The sequence below is a fragment of the Enterococcus spodopteracolus genome (assembly GCF_030441955.1).
GTDB classification, from domain to species: domain Bacteria; phylum Bacillota; class Bacilli; order Lactobacillales; family Enterococcaceae; genus Enterococcus_B; species Enterococcus_B spodopteracolus.
The window spans coordinates 230066-247126 of sequence record NZ_JARJHD010000004.1 but is presented as its reverse complement, the minus strand read 5'-3'; the positions used below and the strand labels follow the sequence as shown (position 1 = coordinate 247126).

Below are 17061 nucleotides of genomic sequence, written 5' to 3'. Positions count from 1 at the left end.
GTTTTTTTTATTTCAAAGGAGGAAGACAGTATGACGGAAGAAAAGAATCTATCGACAAAGTATAATCCGCAAGAAGTTGAAGCGGGGCGTTATCAAAACTGGTTAGACGAAGATTTGTTCAAACCTAGTGGCGACAAAAAAGCAAAACCTTATTCAATCGTTATCCCACCTCCCAATGTGACTGGTAAACTCCATTTAGGTCATGCTTGGGATACAACATTGCAAGATATGTTGATTCGTCAAAAAAGAATGCAAGGCTATGATACGTTATGGTTACCAGGGATGGATCATGCAGGGATCGCAACACAAGCAAAAGTAGAAGAAAAATTACGTGAGCAAGGTGTTTCTCGTTATGATCTAGGTCGCGAAAAATTTATTGATCAAGTATGGGAATGGAAAGAAGAATATGCCGGTCATATCCGTGAACAATGGGCAAAAATGGGTTTATCTTTGGATTATAGCCGTGAACGCTTCACTTTAGACGATGGCTTGTCCGAAGCTGTTCGTAAAGTATTTGTCAGCCTATACGAAAAAGAGTTGATCTATCGTGGCGAATACATCATCAATTGGGACCCACAAGCACGCACAGCTCTTTCTGATATCGAAGTGATCCACAAAGAGATCGAAGGTGCTTTTTATCATATGAGCTATGAATTGGCTGATGGTTCAGGTGTGGTGGAAATTGCAACGACTCGTCCAGAAACGATGCTTGGTGATACGGCGATCGCTGTTCATCCAGAAGATGAGCGTTACCAATCATTGATTGGTAAAAAAGTCATTTTACCACTAGTGAATAAAGAAATCCCGATCATAGCAGATGAATATGTCGACATGGAATTTGGAACAGGGGTTGTAAAAATCACGCCCGCACATGACCCAAATGACTTTGAAGTCGGTAACCGCCATGACCTACCACGAGTGAATGTCATGAATGAAGATGGCACGATGAATGAATTAGCAGGTAGATATCAAGGGATGGACCGATTTGCAGCACGTAAAGCGATTGTTGCGGATCTAAAAGAACTTGGTCGTCTGATCAAGATCGAAACGATGATCCACAATGTAGGACATTCTGAGCGTACAGGGGTAGTCGTTGAACCTCGTTTATCAACACAATGGTTTGTAAAAATGGCACCTTTAGCTGAAAAGGCGATCCAAAATCAAGAAACTGATGATGCAGTTGACTTTTTCCCACCACGCTTCAACCAAACCTTCTTACGCTGGATGGAAAATGTTCATGACTGGGTAATCTCACGTCAATTATGGTGGGGACATCAGATCCCTGCTTGGTATCATAAGGAAACTGGTGAAATGTACGTGGGCATGGAAGCACCAGCAGACAGTGAAAACTGGTTACAAGATCCCGATGTGCTGGATACTTGGTTCAGTTCAGCGTTATGGCCTTTTTCAACAATGGGCTGGCCTGACGAAGACAATGAAGATTACCAACGTTACTTCCCAACAAGTACATTAGTAACGGGCTATGATATCATCTTTTTCTGGGTAAGCCGAATGATTTTCCAAAGCTTGGAATTTACAGAACGTCGTCCATTTGAGAATGTACTGATCCATGGATTGATTCGTGATGAACAAGGACGCAAGATGAGTAAATCTCTTGGAAATGGGATCGACCCAATGGAAGTCATTGAAAAATACGGTGCTGATGCGTTACGCTGGTTCTTATCTAATGGTTCAGCACCGGGACAAGACGTACGTTTTAGTTACGAAAAAATGGATGCTTCTTGGAACTTCATCAATAAAATCTGGAATGCTTCTCGTTTCGTTATCATGAATGTTGAAGGGATGACTGTAGAAGATATTGATCTTTCGGGTGAGAAAACTGTAGCCGATCGTTGGATTTTGACACGTTTGAATGAAACAATCGCTAAAGTGACTGACTTGTTTGAACAATTTGAATTTGGTGAGGCTGGTCGTCAATTGTATAACTTTATCTGGGATGATTTCTGTGACTGGTACATTGAGATGAGTAAAGAAACACTTTATGGTGAGGACGAAGTAGCGAAACAAACGAACCGTAGTATTCTTGTCCATACGTTGGATCAGATCTTACGCTTATTACATCCGATCATGCCATTTGTTACAGAAGAAATCTGGCAACATATCCCTCATAAAGGTACTTCTTTAGTAGTGGCTGACTATCCAGTCGTGCAACCCGAATACGATGATGAAGCAGCATCAAAAGGGATGGAAGTACTGAAAGAATTGATTCGTTCTGTACGTAATATCCGTTCTGAAGTGAATACACCATTATCAAAACCAATCACGTTATTGATCAAAACAAATGATCCGAAGATCGATCAATTCTTAAATGAAAATACTAGCTATATCGAGCGCTTCTGTAATCCAGAAGAGTTGACGATCTCAAGTGACGTAACTGCACCAGATCTAGCAATGTCAGCGGTCTTGACTGGCGCGGAAATCTTCTTACCTTTAGCAGGGCTGATCAACATTGAAGAAGAAATTCAGCGTCTAGAAAAAGAACTAGCAAAATGGACAGGCGAAGTGAAACGTGTACAAGGAAAACTAAGTAATGAGCGTTTTGTATCGAATGCACCGGATGAGGTAGTTGCAGCAGAGCGTGCAAAAGAAAAAGATTATTTAGAAAAACAAGCAGCTGTCAATGAACGTATTGCGCAATTAAAATTAATCAAGTAAGACGAAAGAGAGAGGTGACGGATGTTGCCTCTCTTTTTTAAGTCAAAAGAGCTCTTCTGGATTTCATTGTTTCTTACGTAAGCTTTTTTGTTATAATGAAGAGGAATGGGGGGATATTAACGTGAAAATCGAAGAAGCAATCAATTGGATCCATAGCCGATTACCATTTGGCTCACGTCCTGGATTAGACAGAGTAGAGGCCTTATTAGAGGTAGTCGGACACCCAGAAGAAAAAGTCAAAACGATCCATATTGCAGGGACGAATGGCAAAGGTTCAACAGTGACTTATTTAAGATATTTATTAGAAGAAGCCGGCTTGACAGTCGGAACATTTACATCCCCATATATCGAATCTTTCAATGAGCGCATTTCGATCAATGGACAAGGTATTCCTGATGAATCATTGATTCGACTAGTAAAGAAATATCAACCGCTAGTTGAGCAGATGGATCAATTTGAAGCAGTAGCTGGCATTACCGAATTTGAAACGTTGACTGCTATGGCATTTGATTATTTCTTGGAAGAACAAGTGGACGTCGCGATCATTGAAGTGGGATTGGGTGGTTTACTCGATTCAACAAACGTAGCGAAACCTTTGTTGACGGGTATCACAACGATTGGTATGGATCATACAGATATTTTGGGCGGCACGATCGAAGAAATCGCTGCTCAAAAAGCAGGGATTATCAAGCAAAATGTGCAGCTGGTCACTGGAAATATCGTACCTGAAGCCTTGACAGTGATCGAAAAACAAGCAAAATTAAAAAATGCTACACAACACGCATGGGGAGAGGCTTACACAGTCAGTTACAAACATCCGGCAGAAGAGTGGGGCGAAATTTTTTCATTCCAAAATGAGTTTGGTAAAATCCCTAAGTTGACTATCCATATGATTGGGAGACATCAAGTTGAAAATGCTGGTATGGCGATTGAAATGTATCAAATCTATTGTGGACGGATGAATCTTCCATTCCGCGAAAAAGACGTGACCAATGGCTTGAAAAAGGCGCAATGGCCAGGACGTATGGAACGATTAAGTGAAGAACCCTTAGTGATTTTAGATGGGGCGCATAATACCCATGCGATGGCACGTTTAGTCCAAAATCTTAAACAAGAATTCAAAGGCTATCATATCCATCTTTTGTTCTCTGCTTTACGAACAAAAGAGGTTGATAAAATGTTACACCAATTACAAGAAGTACCAGACGCGACAATTTACGTCACTACTTTTGATTATCCTAAAGCCATTGAGCTGTCGGATATCCAAGCAACGACTGATGAGAAAGTTACGATTGTTTCAATGTGGCAATTTGGACTTGCAGAGATCTTGGAGAAGATGACGGCTGAGGATATTCTTGTAGTGACAGGTTCACTCTATTTTATTTCGGAAGTGCGACGTTTGCTTGTACAGTTGGGAGGAAAAAATGAAAGTTAATGCAGTGATTTTTGATATGGATGGCTTATTATTTGATACAGAGATCGTTTATTATGAGGCATCCCAAACAGTAGCCGATCGGATGGGGTTTCCCTATGACAAAGATCTTTACTTACGATTTTTAGGCGTTTCTGATGAAGAAGTTTGGGCGAACTACCATACTATTTTTGCAAGCTTTGGTCGAGAAACTGTCCAAAAATTTATCGACGATTCCTATCAAGAAACGCTTGATCGTTTTGCTTTAGGTCAAGTTGAATTAAAACCAGGTGTTTTAGAATTCTTGAAATTTTTGGAAGAAAAAGATATCCCAAAAGTAGTCGCATCAAGTAATCAGCGACATGTCATTGAACTGTTACTAGAAAAAAATAATCTACGTCATCGTTTTGATACGATCGTCTCAGCTGAAAATGTCAAACGTGCAAAACCAGATCCAGAAATCTTTTTACATGCCCATGCGTTTTTAGGTACTGAAAAAGCGGAGACATTGATATTAGAAGATTCACAAAATGGGGTACTAGCAGCGTATGGTGCAGGAATCCCAGTAATCATGGTGCCAGATTTATTAGCACCTTCTGATGAATTAGCCGCTAAGACAACGGCGATTGTTTCTTCACTTCATGAAGTTCCGGCATTGATCAAATAAAAATAAAATTAATATCCTCCTTTTCCGTATCTTATTTTGAGCGCACGGGAAAGGAGGTTTTTTATGGAAAAAAATTTGCTTCAAACAGTACCCGCCACGTCTCTACCAAGGGAGAGGATGGAGACTTATGGAGAGGATGCGTTATCAGATCAAGAGCTTTTAGCCATTTTGCTTCGGACTGGTCAACATCCGTATAACGTATTAGAAGTTGCGGGTACGTTATTGAAGAAATTTGGTGGTTTAGCGCTCTTGAGACAAGCAACACTAGCAGAATTAGAAGCGGTTCGTGGGATTGGTCGGGTCAAAGCCTTAGAGATCAAAGCATTGATTGAGCTGGGTCGACGGATACAAGTCGATCAGTTGCGTCAAACAACGACTGTCCATGCGAGTTATGAATTGGCAAAAGAATTGATCCTAGAACTAAAAGATCAAAAACAAGAACATTTAGTTTGTATCTATCTTGATACAAAAAATCAAATCTTACTAAAGAAAACCTTGTTCATCGGGTCATTGGATCAGACGATCGCGCATCCACGTGAAGTATTTCATTACGCAGTCCGCTATTCGGCAGCACGGCTAGTACTTGCTCATAATCATCCCAGCGGCAACGTTCTTCCATCCAAGCAAGACATGCGATTGACACGACGCATCCAGGAATGTGGAGAGATGATGGGGATTGAAGTTCTTGACCATCTGATTATTGGCAGCAAACAATACTTTAGTTTGCGTGAAGAAGGATTAATGGAAAAAGAATGATGTAGCTTTCTTGCAAAAAAAAACAACGAAGTGTACAATTATAATGTAATTTTGTTTGGGAATAGAAGTTGAAACATCTGTTGCACCTCTATCGTACACGAGCAATGTTACAATCAAATAAGTGCTTTGGCACGAGGAGGGTATTATTAATGGAAAACGGAACAGTTAAATGGTTCAACGCTGAAAAAGGATTTGGTTTTATCTCACGTGAAGATGGAAGCGACGTATTCGTACATTTTTCAGCAATCCAAGGTGACGGATTCAAAACATTAGAAGAAGGTCAAGCAGTTACTTTTGACGTAGAAGATTCAGATCGTGGCCCACAAGCTACAAACGTTGAAAAAGCGTAATCTATACGAAAATATACTGTTATGAGGCTTGCTTTGTCATGGAGCGAACCAAATAATTGATGTCAGAGGGTGAAACCAACGTGTTTCCCTCTAAAAATAAGACGAGACCCACATAAATTGTTCTTTTACATTTTTGTGGGTCTCGCTTTTTTTTTATAAAAAATCGGGAGTAGGACATTAATTCTCACCACCAAAAACCGAATAAACGGCAGAACAGAAGAACCTCTTCGATAAACAAGGCGCCATCCACAAAAATTTGAAGAACAATTTTTGTGGATGGCACCTTATTTATCGAGGCTGAACACTGATGTTCCAACCGCGGTTTTAAGTTAGTTTTGATCCGGGGTCATCACCATAGGGATGATCATTGGATGTCTTTCTGTTCGATCGAACAAGTAAGGTTGTAATGCACCGACCATCGCTTCTTTTAATTTATGCTCTGAACAGTCGGGGGCATTTAGCACATCACGCAATGCGTGGAACAAAATACGTTGTGCTTCATTGATCATATCCCCTGATTCTCGCATATAGACGAAGCCACGAGAAAGGATATCTGGTCCAGCTAGAATCTCTTTTTTCTTAATATCGACAGTTGTCACTGCAAGAACGAGTCCTTCTTCTGAAAGTAAATGACGATCTCGTAAAACAACATTACCGATATCACCGATTCCACTGCCATCGATATACACATCGCCAGCGACGAATTTTCCAGCTAAACGAGCAGAATCACTTGTTAATGCTAATACATCACCATTTTCCATGATAAAACAATTCTCAGCTGGTACACCTGTGTCTTGTGCAAGAGAGGCATGGATCTTCAACATCCGAAACTCCCCATGCACCGGTACAAAATATTTTGGCTTCATCAAACGAAGCATCAATTTTTGTTCTTCTTGACCACCGTGACCAGATGTGTGGATATTATTGATTTTTCCATGGATCACTTCAGCGCCAGCTTCAGACAACAAGTTGATCAAATGGTTCACACTTGTTGTATTACCTGGGATCGGTGAGCTAGAAAAAATCACTGTATCATCTGGCTGGATTTGGATTTGACGATGGGTACCATTCGCAATGCGGCTCAATGCAGCCATTGGTTCACCTTGCGAACCTGTACATAGGATCATTGTTTCATTTGCAGGCAAACGATTGATTTCATGCGCATCGACAAAGGTACCGTCAGGCACTTTGATGTAGCCGAGACGTTGTCCGTTGACGATCGCATTTTCCATACTACGCCCGAAAACAGCAATTTTTCTACCCGTTGCTACAGCGGCTTCCGCTGCTTGTTGTAGACGGAAGATATTAGAAGCAAAGCTAGCAAAAATGATCCGACCTTCGATTTTCTCAAATATTTTCAAAATAGAAAGGCCAATCGTCTTCTCTGATTTCGTAAACGTTGGAATCTCTGCATTGGTACTATCTGAAAGGAGGCAAAGAACGCCTTCTTCTCCGATACGAGCCATTTTATGCAAATTTGCTGGTTCTCCTACAGGTGTAAAATCGAACTTGAAATCTCCAGTAGCAACGATGTTACCGGAAGGTGTTTTGACAACCACACCTAGAGCATCCGGAATACTATGGGTCGTTCGGAAAAAGCTGACAGATGTTTTTCTAAAACGGATCACAGTGTCTTCATTGATTTCATTTAGCACAGCATCACGAAGTAAGCCATGTTCGTCCAGTTTATTTGTGATCAAAGCTAAAGCTAGAGGGCCAGCGTAGATCGGGATATTTGCTTGCTTTAATAAGTAAGGTATCCCACCAATATGGTCTTCGTGTCCATGAGTGATCACTAATGCTTTGATTTTGTGTATGTTTTGTACGATATAGTTGTAATCAGGAATGACGTAGTCAATGCCAAGCAGTTCATCTTCTGGAAACTTGATTCCAGCGTCGATGATAATGATTTCATCTTGGAATTGTACCCCATACGTATTTTTCCCGATTTCACCTAATCCACCAATCGCAAAGACGCCTGTCTCATTATTTTTGATGGAAAGTTTCATCTTAAAACTCCACTAATGTGAATGCTGGGTTTTCTTTTTCGTATTCTAGATGGTTACCTTCTAGAAGTTGTACGAATTCAATATTGTATGGGGTATTTTCTTCCACTCGTTGGCGTGCTTCAACATCGCTGTTTGCTTCGATGTATAGCGATTGTGTTTCTTCACGTTTTGGGTTACGGATTTTTGACTCTTGATAATAAACTTTGTAAATCATGGTTTATGTCTCCTTTATCTGCTTAAAGCAGTAATTTAGCGTATTTTTTGGACAACACAAAACGAGGGGACAAGCCACCTGTGTTTTTTTATACTTTAAGAAAAATACTTGATTCTCCTTAAAGAGACAAGCCTCGCATTTGCTTATCCAATTGGAATATTTTTTACTCGGATCCTCTGTATGAAACATACAATAGTTAATTGCTATTCTAGCATAAATCAAGAGATAAGTATAGAAAACGGTCACTGTAAAATGAAAAAACGTACGAAGAGAAAATATTTTTCAGAAAAATTTCTTTTTGAAAAATGTAGTGTTCTATAAAGTAGTAGATTGTGCTACTATTGAAAGTAATGGCAAGATAGAATATTTAAAGGAGATGATAAAGTGAAGTTAATGTGGCATTACACCATGCGCTATAAAAAATATTTGGTGTTGAATTTTATTTGTGTGTTCGGTTTTATTCTGATCGAACTAGGTCTACCAACTATTTTAGCACGCATGATCGATGTTGGAATCCTCAACGATGATTTTGACTATGTGAAACAACAAGGACTATTGATGATCGTGATCACTGTGATCGGGATCATAATGAATATATTTTTAGGTTATTTTGGGTCAAGGATCACGACGAATATCGTTGCAGACATTCGTGATGATCTGTTCAAACATATCCAAACGTATTCACATCAAGAATATGAAACACTAGGTGTATCATCATTGATCACTCGTACGACCAATGATGCGTATCAAATCATGTTGTTTCTACAAAATATTCTAAGAATCGGTTTTATGGCACCGATGATGTTTGTTGTTAGTTTGTATATGGTTATGCGTACAAGTCCATCTCTTGGTTTATACGTGATTGGTGCATTGCCATTCTTATTGTTGGCTGTTGTTGGGATTGCTAAATTTTCTGAACCTTTATCAAAAATCCAACAAAAGAATTTAGACAGGATCAATAGTATTTTACGTGAAAACCTATCAGGTCTACGCGTTATCCGCGCGTTTGTAAATGAAAAATTCGAAGAAAAAAGATTTGAAAAAGTCAACGAGAATTATGCTTCAAGTTCTAAAAGTCTCTTTCGCTTAATGGCAGTTGCTCAACCTGGCTTTTTCTTCCTCTTCAATATTGTGATGATTTTGATTATTTGGAGTGGTACGCTACAAATTGCAGATGGACAGTTGCAAGTAGGAAATCTAATTGCTTTTATTGAATATATTTTCCACGCGTTGTTTTCATTTATGTTGTTTGCCAGTGTGTTTATGATGTATCCGCGAGCAGCAGTCTCTGCTAGTCGTATCCAAGAAGCTTTAAATGCTACTCCTGCTATTGTTGAAGATCCAAATGGCATATCGGAAACAAAAACGAAAGGCTACATTGAATTTAAAAATGTGACCTTCGCTTACCCTGGACATTCGCAAGAACCAGTGATCCGCAACGTCAGCTTTACTGCTTCACCTGGGGAAACAGTCGCATTTATTGGTAGTACAGGTAGTGGGAAGTCTACATTGATCCAATTGATTCCACGTTTTTATGATGTTACTCATGGTGAGATCCTGATTGATGGTGTAGATGTGCGTGAGTACAAGTTGAGTAAACTAAGACAAAAAATTGGGTTTATTCCACAGAAAGCACTATTGTTTACTGGAACGATCGCTGAAAACTTGAGATACGGAAAAGAAGATGCAACGCAAGAGGAAATGGAACGTGCGGCTGATATTGCGCAGGCAACCGACTTTATTTCTAAAAAAGCGGACGGTTATGATGAACATCTTTCTGAAGGTGGAGCAAACTTCTCAGGTGGGCAGAAGCAACGGTTAGCCATTGCACGAGCAATCATCCGTCGACCAGAAATCTATATTTTCGATGATAGTTTTTCAGCACTTGATTATCAAACGGATGCAAAACTTCGTGCAAGATTGAAAAAAGAAACAACTGAATCAACCGTATTGATTGTTGCACAACGTGTGGGTACGATCATGCACGCCGATAAGATCATCGTATTGAATGAAGGGGAAGTAGTAGGTATGGGCACACATCGTGAACTACTAGAAAATTGTCCGATTTATTATGACATTGCCGCTTCTCAATTATCGAAGGAGGAATTAGCATGAAAAAAACCTTCGCTTCTTTTAAACGTTTAGCTCGCTATATCCGTCCTTACCGATTGATGTTTATCTTAGTGCTACTATTTACATTTTTAACAGTGGCTTTCAATGCGGCATTGCCTTATGTCGTCGGGCTTCCAACAACAGAAATCAGTAAAAATCTAGTGAATAATGAGGCAATCAATTTTTCTTATATCATCAACTGTTTGATTTGGATCGCGGTGGTTGGTACAGGTTATAGTATTTCTCAATTGCTTTCTGGGGTTTTGATGACAAATGTTGTTCAGAGTGCCATGAAAGACTTGCGTAGAGATATTGAAGAAAAAATCAATCGTTTGCCGGTTTCTTATTTCGATAAAAATCAACAAGGAAATATTTTATCTCGTGTAACGAATGATGTTGACGCAGTTAGTGGTGCCTTGCAACAAGCCTTTATCGGTATTGTCAATGCTATTTTGGGCATCACGATGGCAGCAGCGATGATGTTTTATATCCAACCGGTCATGGCGTTGATTTCAATGATCATGATTCCAGCGTCAATTTGGATATCTAAACGAGTGATCAATGCTTCTCAAAAATATTTCCAAGAAATGCAAAATTCTTTAGGTGAATTAAATGGCTATGTTCAGGAAAACATGACTGGATTCAGTGTGTTAAAAGTATACGGTCGTGAGAAAGAAACATTTGAAGGATTTCATAAGGTCAACCATAGCTTGAAACATTTTGGGTTTCGAGCAGCCTTTATTTCTGGATTGATGATGCCGTTAGTACAATTAACTGCCTACGCTACGTATATCGGTATGGCAGTTTTGGGCAGCTTTTATGTAATTTCTGGAGTTATTGTGGTTGGGCAATTACAAGCCTTTATCCAATATATTTGGCAAATCAGCCAACCAATGGGTAATGTGACGCAATTATCTTCCGTATTGCAAAGTGCATCCGCAGCCACGAAACGGGTATTTGAGATTTTAGATGAACCTGAGGAAAAAGAAAACAAGACCGATGTTCCTTTGCCAGAAACGATCTATGGAAATGTTTCGTTTGAACATGTCGATTTTGCTTATGATCCGAAGAAACCTTTGATCCAAGACTTGAACTTTGAGGTGAAAGCTGGACAAATGGTAGCAGTTGTCGGACCGACGGGCGCTGGGAAGACAACATTGATCAACTTATTGATGCGTTTTTATGATGTGACGCATGGCGGGATCAAAATTGATGGGATTGATACGAAAGCGATGAGCCGAAGTGATGTTCGTTCCATGTTTGGGATGGTACTGCAAGATGCTTGGTTGTACGAGGGCACGATTGCCGACAACATTCGTTTTGGTAAATTAGATGCAACGGATTATGAGATCGTTGATGCAGCGAAAACAGCGAATGTCGATCATTTTATCCGGACGATGCCTGATGGTTATGAAATGGAGATCAATTCAGAAGGAGATAATGTCTCGTTGGGACAAAAACAATTGCTGACGATTGCTCGTGCGGTTGTTTCCGATCCGAAGATATTGATTCTGGATGAGGCGACTAGTTCTGTTGATACGAGACTTGAAGCGTTGATCCAAAAAGCAATGGATAAAGTGATGGAAGGACGAACGAGTTTTGTGATCGCTCACCGTCTATCGACGATACGTGAAGCCGATCTGATCTTAGTGATGGATCAAGGTCAAATCATTGAAAAAGGAACACATGAAAGTTTATTAGCAAAAGGCGGTTTCTATGAGAAACTTTATAACAGCCAATTTGCTGAAGCAGCGGAATAATGAAAAGAGGTTTCTAGGGACGAATAGTCTTCTAGGACCTTTTTTCTTCAATAAAATGAAAAGAGGGAAAAAGATGGCAAGGTTTATAGCAGATAATGCGACGGTTATCGGTGATGTAGAATTAGGAGAAGATGTTACGGTTTGGTACCAAGCAGTGGTTCGTGGCGACAGCAATTGGATCAAAATCGGCAAAGGAACCAATATCCAAGATGGGACGGTCATCCATGTCGATCATGATGCCTCAGTTGAGATTGCTGAAAATGTCACAGTCGGACATCAATGTATGCTTCATGGATGTAAAATCGAAAAAGGCGCATTGATCGGCATGGGAACGACTGTATTGAACCATGCAGTTATTGGTGAGAATAGTTTGATCGGAGCAGGCTCACTTGTGACAGAAGGAAAAATTATCCCACCGAATGTTTTAGCTTTTGGTCGACCAGCCAAGGTAATCCGTCCGTTAACAGAAGAAGAAATCCAAAAAAATAAACAGAATATTGTGCATTATATCGAGATGGGACAAAAACATGCAGATGGATTCTTCAAAGAATGGCAAAAATAAGCTGATCACTTATTTTACAGTAGAAAAAGAAGGTCTGTCATCTTTGAATGACGGACCTTCTTTTATAGTCGTGCGGATTAATTAGCTTAATGAAGCACTGTTTTCCATGACTTCATCGATCAAGCCATATGCTTTGGCTTGTTCAGCAGTCATATAGTTGTCACGATCTGTGTCTTTTTCAATCACTTCGATTGGTTGACCAGTACGTTCCGCTAAGATTTTATTCAAACGTTCGCGGGTTTGTAAGATATGACGTGCAGCGATTTCGATTTCTGTTGCTTGTCCTTGTGCGCCACCAAGTGGTTGGTGAATCATGATTTCAGCATTTGGCAAAGCAAATCGTTTCCCTTTTGTTCCGGCAGTCAATAAGAAACTTCCCATTGAAGCAGCCATCCCCATAACAATTGTTTGGACATCTGCTTTGACAAAATTCATTGTGTCATAGATGGCCATTCCAGCGGTCACAGAACCACCAGGTGAGTTGATATAGATGTAAATGTCTTTTTCAGAATCTTGTGCATCTAGAAATAGCAATTGTGCGATGATTGAGTTTGCTAGATCATCTGTTACTTGTCCACTCAACATGATGATGCGGTCTTTCAATAAACGTGAGTAAATATCGTAGGCTCTTTCCCCACGTGAGGATTGTTCAATAACTGTAGGAATTAAATTCATAATAAGGTTCCTCCTTGATTTGTTTAGAAATAGTGTAACATAAATTGATTTTGATTACCTACAAAGTAGTATACATTTTTGGTCAATAAAGGTCAAATGAAAAAACTTTCCGAGAGCTAGTCTCATAAAGTGAGTTTATGTTATGATAAAAAAGAAATCAATAAGAAGGAGGAACCGTAATTGGTAATTGCTATCACAGGTTTTATCGGTGTATTAGTAGGAGCAATCTTAGTCTACTTAGGGATGGCGATCCAAATGCGTCATCTTGAGAATAAAGAGCAACGTAGACGCGAATTGGAACTGAAAGTCAAAGAAATCGAAACATTGAATCAATTAAATAAAAAAATCAATGAGATTCTCCAAAAGCGTGCGAGCTTGTTGGACGAATATGTCAGCTTTGATGCTTTTGACGATTGTTATATCACAATCGATGACTTTGCGTATTTGCAATCATTTTCGGCACAAAATAATTTTTATTTGCCAAATTATATTTTAGATGAATTATTCCAGAATATCGCTCATCGAAAAGTGATTCTTTCACCGGATGAAACGATGAAGATTGGCGGCTATGCTTACAAAGGTGGGCGTGTCATTTTGGAAAACTTCACAGATAATTTGACCGCAATGATCAATGAGAAAAAATCCCAGTTGAAAAATACGACGAGACAACCAATCGGCTTTTTCTCAAAAGATGATGTGTGGAGCTAAACAAAACATATTTTTTATTCAATGATAAGAGAAACTAAACATTTTGATAAAGTAAAAGTTTGGGCACTTACAATTAGCCCAAGCTTTTTCTTTTTTGTTCCTGTGGTAAAATAGGGATGATCGGAGTGAGGACTATGGTACAGATTTATGCACATCGAGGAAGTAAAGGAACCCATCCGGAAAATACATTGCCCGCTTTTTCTGAAGCAGTAAGAGTGGGGGCGGATGGGATCGAGCTAGATGTCCATCTTAGTAAGGACGGTCAACTGATCGTTATTCATGATGAAACCGTTGATCGAACAACCAATGGCAAAGGCCTTGTTCGAGAAAAGACTCTCGAAGAGCTGAAAAAATTGAATGCTGGTAGTTGGTTTAGTAAAGATTTCCCAGCAGCGAAAATCCCTGCGCTAAAAGAAGTACTCTCGCTACTTCTCCAAAAAAATTATCGAGGAACATTGATGATCGAAATCAAAACGGACAAGTATGAGTATGAAGGAATCGAAGCACAAGTATCTGAACTTATGACAAAAAATGAGTGGCCGTTTCGTCATGCTTATTGTAGTTTCAACCTTCGTTCATTAGAACGTTTATCTGTCATCGAACCAGACGCACAACTGGATCTTTTAATGAGTGATTCAATGAAAAAATTAGATCTAGCTAAGACCTTACCTTTTATTGAAGGTCTTCACCCTAAAGCAACTTGGGCATTTGCGCATCCTCAGGAAATACAGGAGTTTCCAAAGCGTATTCGTCTTTGGACAGTCAATACGACAGAAGAGCTTGAAAGAGGATTAAAGGAACCTGTGGATGCACTCATCACAGACTTTCCTGAACGTGCTTGGTATGTTAAACAATTAATGAAAAAGTAGGAGCCATATGGAAAAAGTATTAGTGATCGTAGGACCCACAGCAGTTGGTAAAACAGCGTTAAGTGTGACACTTGCCCAAAAATTCAACGGCGAGATCATCAGTGGAGATTCCTTACAAATTTATAAACATTTGGATATCGGTACGGCAAAAATCAACCCAACTGAAATGATGGGGATCCCTCATCATTTGATTGATGTGATCGAGCCAGACCAGCAGTATTCGGCAGCGGATTTTCAACAGGCAGGTCGCAAGTTGATCAAGGAGATCACCGAAAGAGGACATTTGCCGATCATCGTTGGTGGTACCGGTTTATATATTCAATCGTTATTGTACGATTTTCAATTAGGAGCAAATGAAGAAACGGATGCTGCTGTTCGAGAGAAATATGAAAAAATGGCTGAAGAACTAGGAAAAGAAAAACTTTGGACTTATTTGAATGAACGCGATCCGCTTGCGGCGGGGAAAATCCATTGGAATAATCAGCGAAAAGTGATTCGCGCATTAGAAGTATTTGAGACAACAGGCTATAGTATCATGGCGCCGAAAGATAGACCTGAGTGCTTGTATGATTATTATATGATCGGTCTGGATACGGAGCGTAAGTTCCTTTATAGTAGAATCAACCAACGAGTGGATCAAATGCTCACAGAGGGATTGATTGCAGAAGCAAGAAAGGTCTATGAATTAGGGGGGGTTCAAGCCAGTCAAGGGATCGGCTATAAAGAATTTTTTCCTTATTTTGAAGAAAACATCACTCTAGATGAGGCAGTCGAACAAATCAAATTGAACTCTCGGCGCTATGCCAAACGACAACTGACTTGGTTTCGTAATCGTTTGACGGCGCATTGGTTCGATCTCTTGAAAAAACCGACAGATCTAGCAGAGATCGAAAATGCCATCGAAGGTTGGCTGGAAGAGGTGAGAACATGAGAGAAGCAAAAGAAAAAGTAATCATTGTTGGTGTAGAAACGGAAGAAAATCAGCGATATTTTGCTGAATCAATGAAAGAATTGGAACAATTGATTGATACAGCAGCTGGTGAAGTCGTATATAGACTCACGCAAAAACGACCGCAAGTGGATCGTCAAACGTTGATCGGTAAAGGAAAGCTTCAAGAATTGACCCAATTAGCAGATGCTTATGAGGCAGATCTTGTCATATTCAACCATGAATTGACTCCACGTCAAAGTCAGCTGATTACCGATGCGGTAGGGGCGCCGGTCATTGATCGAGTCCAATTGATCTTGGATATCTTTGCGATGCGTGCGCGATCTAAAGAAGGAAAACTGCAAGTCGAATTGGCGCAATTGCAATACCTACTACCTCGTCTCGCTGGACAAGGTGAGTCGCTTTCTCGTCTTGGTGGTGGGATCGGTACAAGGGGACCAGGAGAAACAAAACTGGAAACGGATCGTCGGCATATCCGCAACAAGATCTTAGGCGTAAAAAGAGAGCTAAAAGCAGTGGAGGCTCATCGAGAACGTAATCGGCAAAAAAGACAAAGTAGCGAAGTGTTTCAAATTGGTTTGATCGGTTACACGAATGCGGGTAAATCAACAATTCTTAATTTATTGACGCAAGCCGAATCATATGCGAAAGATCAACTATTTGCCACCCTTGATCCGTTGACGAAAAAATGGCGTTTTGCGGAAGGATTCGAATTGACTGTAACGGATACAGTTGGTTTTATCCAAGATCTGCCCACCCAGTTGATTGATGCGTTCCATTCAACCCTTGAAGAAAGTCAAGGGATGGATCTCCTGCTCCATGTGGTCGATGCAAGTTCTTCTGATCGAATCTTGCAAGAACAAACAGTTTTAAAGTTGATGGACGAGTTAGATATGAAAGAAATGCCTGTATTGACTGTCTATAATAAATCAGACCAAATCGACACAGCAGGATTTATACCGACTTTATTTCCGAATGTCTTGATTTCTGCTCAGACACAAGAGGGCAAAGAACGCTTGATTGAGGCCATCAAACGGCAATTGATGGAGTTGATGCTTCCTTATACGAAAATTGTGCCAAGTGATCAAGGACAAACATTAAGTGAGTTGAGACGGCAGACACTTGTATTAGATGAACGCTTCATTGAAGAACAAAATAGCTATGAAGTACGTGGTTTTGCGAATAAAAATTCAAAATGGCTAAAAAAAGATGAGTTATTTTAAAAAATAAAGAATAAGAAAAAACGAGCTTGATCGACTTTATATAGAAGTGGATCAAGTTTTTTTATAAAAAAAACCGCCTCTCATGTAAGGAAACCTGACATGAGAGGTTGACAGTCTTTT

At 39.9% G+C, this 17061-nt stretch carries 15 protein-coding genes; 12 read left to right on the top strand and 3 right to left on the bottom strand.

Going from position 1 to position 17061, the window contains the following annotated elements; all coding sequences use genetic code 11:
• The first annotated feature begins 30 nt into the window (after positions 1–30).
• The 5 genes from P3R27_RS07870 (at position 31) to P3R27_RS07850 (ending at position 5860) form a co-directional block, all read left to right on the top strand.
• On the top strand, positions 31–2676 hold the full coding sequence (locus P3R27_RS07870; RefSeq protein WP_301357065.1) for a valine--tRNA ligase: 2646 nt from the start codon (positions 31–33) through the stop codon (positions 2674–2676).
• Between the two features lie 121 nt (positions 2677–2797).
• On the top strand, positions 2798–4111 hold the full coding sequence (locus P3R27_RS07865) for a bifunctional folylpolyglutamate synthase/dihydrofolate synthase (protein ID WP_301357066.1): 1314 nt from the start codon (positions 2798–2800) through the stop codon (positions 4109–4111).
• Positions 4101–4754 (top strand): HAD family hydrolase, encoded by a 654-nt coding sequence (locus P3R27_RS07860; RefSeq protein WP_034689107.1) that lies wholly within the window; start codon positions 4101–4103, stop codon positions 4752–4754. Before P3R27_RS07865 ends, P3R27_RS07860 begins: the two co-directional genes overlap by 11 nt.
• A 63-nt stretch (positions 4755–4817) precedes the next feature.
• Positions 4818–5510, top strand: a complete 693-nt coding sequence (gene radC, locus P3R27_RS07855) for a RadC family protein (protein WP_010736077.1) — start codon at positions 4818–4820, stop codon at positions 5508–5510.
• A 149-nt stretch (positions 5511–5659) separates the two neighbouring features.
• Positions 5660–5860: a cold-shock protein gene (locus P3R27_RS07850; RefSeq protein ID WP_010736076.1), complete on the top strand. Its 201-nt coding sequence runs from the start codon at positions 5660–5662 to the stop codon at positions 5858–5860.
• Between the two features lie 329 nt (positions 5861–6189).
• Here the strand turns inward: P3R27_RS07850 and rnjA are convergent, their stop codons facing one another.
• Both rnjA and P3R27_RS07840 read right to left on the bottom strand, forming a co-directional pair.
• Entirely contained in the window at positions 6190–7869 is a 1680-nt protein-coding gene (gene rnjA / locus P3R27_RS07845; RefSeq protein ID WP_010736075.1) for a ribonuclease J1, read from the bottom strand.
• Between the two features lies 1 nt (position 7870).
• Positions 7871–8083 carry a DNA-directed RNA polymerase subunit epsilon gene (locus P3R27_RS07840; RefSeq protein WP_010736074.1) on the bottom strand — a complete coding sequence of 71 codons (213 nt, stop codon included), beginning with the start codon at positions 8081–8083 and terminating at the stop codon, positions 7871–7873.
• A gap of 384 nt (positions 8084–8467) precedes the next feature.
• On the opposite strand from P3R27_RS07840, the gene efrA reads away from it, so the two are divergent.
• The 3 genes from efrA to P3R27_RS07825 all read left to right on the top strand — a co-directional run bounded on the left by efrA (position 8468) and on the right by P3R27_RS07825 (position 12517).
• Complete coding sequence (gene efrA / locus P3R27_RS07835; RefSeq protein ID WP_034689105.1) at positions 8468–10198, top strand: multidrug efflux ABC transporter subunit EfrA; 1731 nt, start codon at positions 8468–8470, stop codon at positions 10196–10198.
• Positions 10195–11955, top strand: a complete 1761-nt coding sequence (efrB, locus tag P3R27_RS07830; RefSeq protein WP_301356580.1) for a multidrug efflux ABC transporter subunit EfrB — start codon at positions 10195–10197, stop codon at positions 11953–11955. Before efrA ends, efrB begins: the two co-directional genes overlap by 4 nt.
• A 73-nt stretch (positions 11956–12028) precedes the next feature.
• On the top strand, positions 12029–12517 hold the full coding sequence (locus tag P3R27_RS07825) for a gamma carbonic anhydrase family protein (RefSeq protein WP_301356578.1): 489 nt from the start codon (positions 12029–12031) through the stop codon (positions 12515–12517).
• 81 nt (positions 12518–12598) lie between these two features.
• Here the strand turns inward: P3R27_RS07825 and clpP are convergent, their stop codons facing one another.
• On the bottom strand, positions 12599–13192 hold the full coding sequence (gene clpP, locus P3R27_RS07820) for an ATP-dependent Clp endopeptidase proteolytic subunit ClpP (protein WP_010736070.1): 594 nt from the start codon (positions 13190–13192) through the stop codon (positions 12599–12601).
• A gap of 243 nt (positions 13193–13435) precedes the next feature.
• Here clpP and P3R27_RS07815 point away from each other — a divergent pair, with 243 nt between their 5' ends.
• From P3R27_RS07815 to hflX, 4 genes are all read left to right on the top strand, one after another.
• Positions 13436–13900 carry a hypothetical protein gene (locus P3R27_RS07815; RefSeq protein ID WP_404830921.1) on the top strand — a complete coding sequence of 155 codons (465 nt, stop codon included), beginning with the start codon at positions 13436–13438 and terminating at the stop codon, positions 13898–13900.
• Between the two features lie 134 nt (positions 13901–14034).
• The gene (locus P3R27_RS07810; protein WP_034689101.1) at positions 14035–14769 is read left to right on the top strand and encodes a glycerophosphodiester phosphodiesterase; all 735 of its coding nucleotides are present in this window, start codon (positions 14035–14037) and stop codon (positions 14767–14769) included.
• Between the two features lie 7 nt (positions 14770–14776).
• On the top strand, positions 14777–15700 hold the full coding sequence (miaA, locus tag P3R27_RS07805; RefSeq protein WP_301356577.1) for a tRNA (adenosine(37)-N6)-dimethylallyltransferase MiaA: 924 nt from the start codon (positions 14777–14779) through the stop codon (positions 15698–15700).
• Positions 15697–16941 carry a GTPase HflX gene (gene hflX, locus P3R27_RS07800; RefSeq protein WP_284592285.1) on the top strand — a complete coding sequence of 415 codons (1245 nt, stop codon included), beginning with the start codon at positions 15697–15699 and terminating at the stop codon, positions 16939–16941. The genes miaA and hflX overlap by 4 nt, the downstream gene beginning before the upstream one ends.
• Positions 16942–17061: the final 120 nt, after the last annotated feature.

Excerpts from the sequence above, each read along its gene's own strand:
- P3R27_RS07870 (WP_301357065.1), top strand. The coding sequence starts at position 31 with ATGACGGAAGAAAAGAATCTATCGACAAAGTATAATCCGCAAGAAGTT.
- P3R27_RS07860 (WP_034689107.1), top strand. The coding sequence starts at position 4,101 with ATGAAAGTTAATGCAGTGATTTTTGATATGGATGGCTTATTATTTGAT.
- radC (WP_010736077.1), top strand. The coding sequence starts at position 4,818 with ATGGAAAAAAATTTGCTTCAAACAGTACCCGCCACGTCTCTACCAAGG.
- P3R27_RS07850 (WP_010736076.1), top strand. The coding sequence starts at position 5,660 with ATGGAAAACGGAACAGTTAAATGGTTCAACGCTGAAAAAGGATTTGGT.
- rnjA (WP_010736075.1), bottom strand. The coding sequence starts at position 7,869 with ATGAAACTTTCCATCAAAAATAATGAGACAGGCGTCTTTGCGATTGGT.
- P3R27_RS07840 (WP_010736074.1), bottom strand. The coding sequence starts at position 8,083 with ATGATTTACAAAGTTTATTATCAAGAGTCAAAAATCCGTAACCCAAAA.
- efrB (WP_301356580.1), top strand. The coding sequence starts at position 10,195 with ATGAAAAAAACCTTCGCTTCTTTTAAACGTTTAGCTCGCTATATCCGT.
- P3R27_RS07825 (WP_301356578.1), top strand. The coding sequence starts at position 12,029 with ATGGCAAGGTTTATAGCAGATAATGCGACGGTTATCGGTGATGTAGAA.
- clpP (WP_010736070.1), bottom strand. The coding sequence starts at position 13,192 with ATGAATTTAATTCCTACAGTTATTGAACAATCCTCACGTGGGGAAAGA.
- P3R27_RS07815 (WP_404830921.1), top strand. The coding sequence starts at position 13,436 with ATGGCGATCCAAATGCGTCATCTTGAGAATAAAGAGCAACGTAGACGC.
- P3R27_RS07810 (WP_034689101.1), top strand. The coding sequence starts at position 14,035 with ATGGTACAGATTTATGCACATCGAGGAAGTAAAGGAACCCATCCGGAA.
- miaA (WP_301356577.1), top strand. The coding sequence starts at position 14,777 with ATGGAAAAAGTATTAGTGATCGTAGGACCCACAGCAGTTGGTAAAACA.
- hflX (WP_284592285.1), top strand. The coding sequence starts at position 15,697 with ATGAGAGAAGCAAAAGAAAAAGTAATCATTGTTGGTGTAGAAACGGAA.